This is a genomic window from Nocardiopsis sp. NPDC058631, from assembly GCF_042716955.1.
Lineage (GTDB): Bacteria > Actinomycetota > Actinomycetes > Streptosporangiales > Streptosporangiaceae > Nocardiopsis.
In genome coordinates, this window is sequence record NZ_JBHXQY010000182.1 from 1 (window position 1) to 4910 (window position 4910).

A 4910-nucleotide genomic window follows, 5' to 3' on the forward strand; every position below is an offset into this window, starting at 1 on the left:
GGGTTGGCTCGTTCCTCGCGAACCCGCCTTCGGCACCTCCAGAACCCCGCGGGCACCCGGGCTGTGCCTTCTTTGGGCCTCCGCTTCGCTTCGGCCCGGGCCCGGATGCCTGTTAGCGCGGGAACCTTCGGTGCCTGCGGCGGGTTGGCTCGTTCCTCGCGAACCCGCCTTCGGCACCTCCAGAACCCCGCGGGCACCCGGGCTGTGCTCCTGCTGGCCGGCCTCGTGGCGGTCTCCCCCGTCGCGACCGGGGTCTACCCCGCCCCCGCCGAGATCCCCCTCGGCGTGGTCACGGCCGCGCGTGGCGGGGCGTTCTTCTACTGCCTTCCGCACCGCACCCCCGCGGCCATGGACGGCACAGGCAACGCCCACCTGGCCGGACTGGACGAGCCGACGGCGGCCCTGGACATCCGGCACCAGGAACTCGTGCTGTCCATCGCGCGTCAGATCTCGGAGGACGGCGGGGCGGTTATCGTGGTCCTGCACGATTTGGGGCTTGCGGCAGCCTACGCCCATCGTGTGGCGATACTCTCCGGAGGGCGGGTCGCCGCGCAGGGAGCCCCCGCCGACGTGTTCACCACGTCCCTGCTGAGCACCGTCTACCAGCACGAGGTCGAAGTCCTGCCGCACCCGCGTACCGGGGTCCCGCTGGTCGTGCCCCTCCGGTAGGTGTCCGGCGCACACGAGAGCGTCCACAGGAGTAGGTCGTATTGGTGTCCACAACTGAACGGCAGTCACACGAAGAGCCCCCGTACGAGCGCGGGGAGGGACGTCGTCGGGCCTCGGGAGGCCGGCGCCGTCGGGCGCCCCGGCGCCGGGCCACATCGGGAGACGTCGTGCGCGGGCTCGTCCGGTTCGTCGGCGAGGTCCTCCTGACGGCCGGGCTGCTCATGCTCTTCTACGCGGGGTACGAGGTCTACGGCTCCCAGTGGGAGACCGACCGCGAGCAGCAGGGCCTGGCGGACGGGCTGGACGAGGCGTGGGCGGCCACGACGGAAGAGGCCGGGCCGGACTCCGAACCGCTGCCCGGCAGCGCCGACAGCCGTCTCTACGTCCCGAGCCTCGACCTGGACTGGGTGGTGGTCAACGGCACCACCCCGGACGACATCCTCTACAGCCCGGGCCACTACACCGACTACCCCAGCAGCGCCGGCGGCGCGGGCAACTACGCGATCGCCGCGCACCGCACCCCGGGACTGTTCTGGGACATGGACCTGCTGGAGAACGGTGACGAACTCGTACTGGAGGACGGCGAGAACTTCTACACGTACGAGGTCTTCCAGGAGGAGACGGTCCTGCCCACCGACGTGTGGGTGATCGAGCCGGACCCGTTCGACGACGTCGAGGGGGCGGGTGAGGGCGACCCCGAGCGGTCCCTGATCACACTCACCACCTGCGCGCCGAAGCTGAACAACACGCACCGGCTCATCGTCTGGGGTGAACTGGTGGAGACCACGCCCAAGTCCGAGGGGATGCCCGAGTCGATCGCGCACATGGCCCCCGACTCCGACGCGGCCGAGTAGGGGTAACGCGAATGTACGGTCTGATCTGGCGCATCCTGCCCGGCCCGTGGGCCTCCAAGTTCATCATGGCGGTCGGCCTGCTGATCGGCGCCGCGGCACTGCTGTGGTTCTTCGCCTTTCCGGCGCTCTCTCCGCACATGCCGTTCAACGACGGCGCCGTCGACACCCAGGGTGTCGGGGCGGGCGGTGGGGGCGGCACCGGCGGGGAGGCGGTCACCGGTGAGGTTTCCGAAGACCCTGGGGCCGAAGGGCTTCCCGGTGAGGAAGGGGCTTCTTAGCGGGCGGCATCCGGGGGCGGGCGCCGCACGGCTTCAGCCCCCGGTCCCGTGCCGGCCGGGGCGGCGGGGAGCGCGCGAACGGAGCGGGTGTGTGGGCGGCACCACTGGCGGGGCTCCCGGTCCGGTCCGCCACGCCCGCTAACCTCTAGCAGGTGAGCAACGGGGGACGGTTCTGAGAATGACGGTGACGCAGACCACTACCGAGGACCGCCTGCGCGGGCTCCGCGCTTGGCAGCGGGAGGCGTTCGAGGAGTACTTCCGGCGGGATCCACGCGACTTCCTCGCCGTGGCGACCCCGGGCGCGGGCAAGACGACCTTCGCGCTCACGCTGGTCACCGAACTCCTCCACCGGCACGCCGTGCGGGCCATCACCATCGTGTGCCCCACCGAGCACCTCAAGAAGCAGTGGGCCGAGGCGGCCGCCCGGTTCGGCATCGCCATCGACCCCGACTTCAAGAACGGCCAGGGCGCGCTGGGCCGGCAGTACATCGGGGTGGCCGTCACCTACGCGCAGGTCGCCGCGCACCCCATGCTGCACCGCAACCGCACCGAGGCGCGCAAGACCCTCGTGATCTTCGACGAGGTCCACCACGCCGGCGACGCCCTGTCCTGGGGCGACGCGGCGCGTGAGGCCTTCGATCCGGCGACCAGGCGGCTCTCGCTCACCGGAACCCCGTTCCGCTCCGACATCAACCCCATCCCCTTCGTGGACTACGTCCCCGACGCGGCCGGGGTGCGCCGCTGCTCGTGGGACTACAACTACGGGTACGGCCCCGCACTGGAGGACGGGGTCGTGCGTCCCGTCATCTTCATGGCCTACTCCGGGGAGATGCGCTGGCGCACCCGCGCGGGTGACGAACTCGCGGCCAGACTGGGGGAACCCCTCACGCAGGACGCCCTCTCCCAGGCGTGGCGCGCCGCGCTGGACCCCAAGGGCGACTGGATCAAGCGTGTGCTCCATGCCGCGGACCGGCGCCTGACCGAGGTCCGCAAGACGCACCCCGACGCGGGGGCCCTGGTCATCGCCAGCGACCACGAGAACGCCCGCGCCTACTCGCGCATCATCCGGCAGATCACCGGCAAGGGTGCCACTGTGGTGCTCTCCGACGACCCCACGGCCTCCCGGAAGATCTCCCGGTTCGCCGTCGGCGACGACCGGTGGATGGTGGCCGTGCGCATGGTGTCGGAGGGGGTGGACGTTCCCCGGCTGATGGTCGGCGTGTACGCCACCTCCACCAGTACCGCACTCTTCTTCGCCCAGGCCATCGGCCGTTTCGTGCGGGTGCGCCAGCGGGGCGAGGTGGCGTCGGTCTTCCTGCCCTCGGTCCCGACCCTGCTGGAGTACGCGGGTGAGATGGAGCGCGAGCGCGACCACGTACTGGACAAGCCACCGCCCGGGGACGACGAGTACCCGGAGGACGACCTCCTCAAGGAGGCCAACCGGAAGCGCGACAGCCCCGACGCGGGGGAGGAGCTCCCGTTCGAGACGATGGAGTCGGCGGCCGAGTTCGACCGCGCCCTCTACGACGGAGCCGAGTACGGCGGCGTCCCGGGCTCCTCGGAGGAGGAGGACTTCCTGGGGCTTCCTGGTCTGCTCGATCCGCAGCAGGTCTCCCAGCTCCTGCGCAAGCGCAAGGCCGATATCCGGGCCGGTGAGCGCAAGGCGAAGAAGGACGACCCCGCCGAGGAGGAGGGGCCCACCCATGAGGTGGTGGCGGACCTGCGCCGTGAGCTCAGCGGGCTGGTGGGCGCCTGGCACCACCGGACGGGCAAACCGCACGGGGTCATCCACAACGAGCTGCGCCGCGCGTGCGGCGGGCCCCCGGTCGCGCAGGCGTCCCCGCCCCAGATCCGCGAGCGGATCGCCAAGCTCCGTACTTGGGCGGTCGGCGGCAAGTAGTCCCGGGACCGGATCCCCGAACCGGGCAAATACTTCGCAAGTGTGCGCACGTCTACCAAGCTGATCGTAATCACGTAATTACAGTCAGTGATGTGATTCGACGAAACGCTCGCGGTGGCTCAGCCGCGCTCTGGACCGGACTGCTGATGTGCGGCTTCGCCCTGACCGGAACGGTCGTGGGCCTGCCGCCCGACCAGGCCGGGGCAGTGTCCGCCCCCGCCGAGGGGGAGGTGGGCACCTCCTCGGAGGAGTGCGCGCCCGGCCCGGCGGCACGGGTGAGTGACCCCGAGGCCGCGGTCACCGACGGCGGTGAGCTCACCCCCCGGCAGGCCTCCGAGTACGACAGGCAGTTCCGCGAGGCGATCCTGCCCCTGCGCGGCCAGGAGATCCAGCCGCCCCGGGCCGTGCCGGTCGTGGTGCACGTCATCTCCGCGGAGGACGGCCGGGGCAACGTACCGGCCGCGCGCATCCGAGAGCAGATCAAGGTCCTCAACACCGCCTACCGGGGCGGTTACGCGGCCGAGGCCGCCGACACCGGCTTCAGCTTCCACCTGTCCGAGGTCACCCGGACGGTGGACGACACCTGGTTCACCCGGTTCGACGAGTACCGCGACACGATCCGCGCCGAACTGCGCCAGGGCGACGCCGGGACGCTCAACGTCTACACCGCGGACCTGGGATCGGGGCTGCTCGGGTACTCGACCTTCCCCCAGGACTACGAGTCGGCCCCCGAACAGGACGGGGTCGTGATCGCCCACGACACCCTGCCCGGCGGTGGCCGCGAGGGCTTCGACCTCGGGCACACGGGCACCCACGAGGTCGGCCACTGGCTGGGGCTGTTCCACACGTTCCAGAACGGGTGCAGCGCGCCCGGTGACTACGTGGACGACACCCCCTACGAGCGCGAGGCCGCCTCCGGTTGCCCCGAGGGCCGGGACTCCTGCCCCCGCAGGGCGGGCGACGACCCCGTCACCAACTTCATGAACTACAGCGACGACGGCTGCATGAACCAGTTCACGGAGGGGCAGGCCACCCGCATCGCGGAGCACTGGGCGGCCTTCCGCTCCTGACGGACGCAGCAGGACGCCGTGTACAGGGCCCCGGGGCGAAGAAGCGGATGCTGTTGGTTAATTCCGGGTTCTGGCCCCATGTGACGCCGTTCTCCATGACCCTTGGTCGTGGAGAACGGCGTTGTCGTATGGGATGGGT

The 4910-nt window shown here is 70.8% G+C and carries 4 protein-coding genes and 1 pseudogene; all 5 read left to right on the forward strand.

Translation table 11 applies throughout. The features are described 5' to 3' along the window. Window positions 1-381: 381 nt before the first annotated feature. A pseudogene (locus ACFWTE_RS29655) lies at window positions 382-669 on the forward strand (hemin ABC transporter ATP-binding protein); the annotation flags it as partial. 167 nt (window positions 670-836) lie between these two features. After that, a complete protein-coding gene (locus tag ACFWTE_RS29660; protein WP_378783238.1) occupies window positions 837-1523 on the forward strand; it encodes a class E sortase in 687 nt (228 codons plus the stop codon). Window positions 1524-1534: 11 nt separating this feature from the next. Continuing rightward, the gene (locus tag ACFWTE_RS29665) at window positions 1535-1801 is read left to right on the forward strand and encodes a hypothetical protein (protein ID WP_378783240.1); all 267 of its coding nucleotides are present in this window, start codon (window positions 1535-1537) and stop codon (window positions 1799-1801) included. A gap of 178 nt (window positions 1802-1979) precedes the next feature. Beyond that, window positions 1980-3701, forward strand: a complete 1722-nt coding sequence (locus ACFWTE_RS29670; RefSeq protein WP_378783241.1) for a DEAD/DEAH box helicase — start codon at window positions 1980-1982, stop codon at window positions 3699-3701. 146 nt (window positions 3702-3847) lie between these two features. Beyond that, a complete protein-coding gene (locus tag ACFWTE_RS29675) occupies window positions 3848-4771 on the forward strand; it encodes a zinc metalloprotease (RefSeq protein WP_378783242.1) in 924 nt (307 codons plus the stop codon). The last annotated feature ends 139 nt before the right edge of the window (window positions 4772-4910 follow it).

What these genes read in the sequence shown, in the direction of transcription:
- ACFWTE_RS29665 (WP_378783240.1), top strand. Translation starts at nt 1,535, where the DNA reads ATGTACGGTCTGATCTGGCGCATCCTGCCCGGCCCGTGGGCCTCCAAG.
- ACFWTE_RS29670 (WP_378783241.1), top strand. Translation starts at nt 1,980, where the DNA reads ATGACGGTGACGCAGACCACTACCGAGGACCGCCTGCGCGGGCTCCGC.
- ACFWTE_RS29675 (WP_378783242.1), top strand. Translation starts at nt 3,848, where the DNA reads ATGTGCGGCTTCGCCCTGACCGGAACGGTCGTGGGCCTGCCGCCCGAC.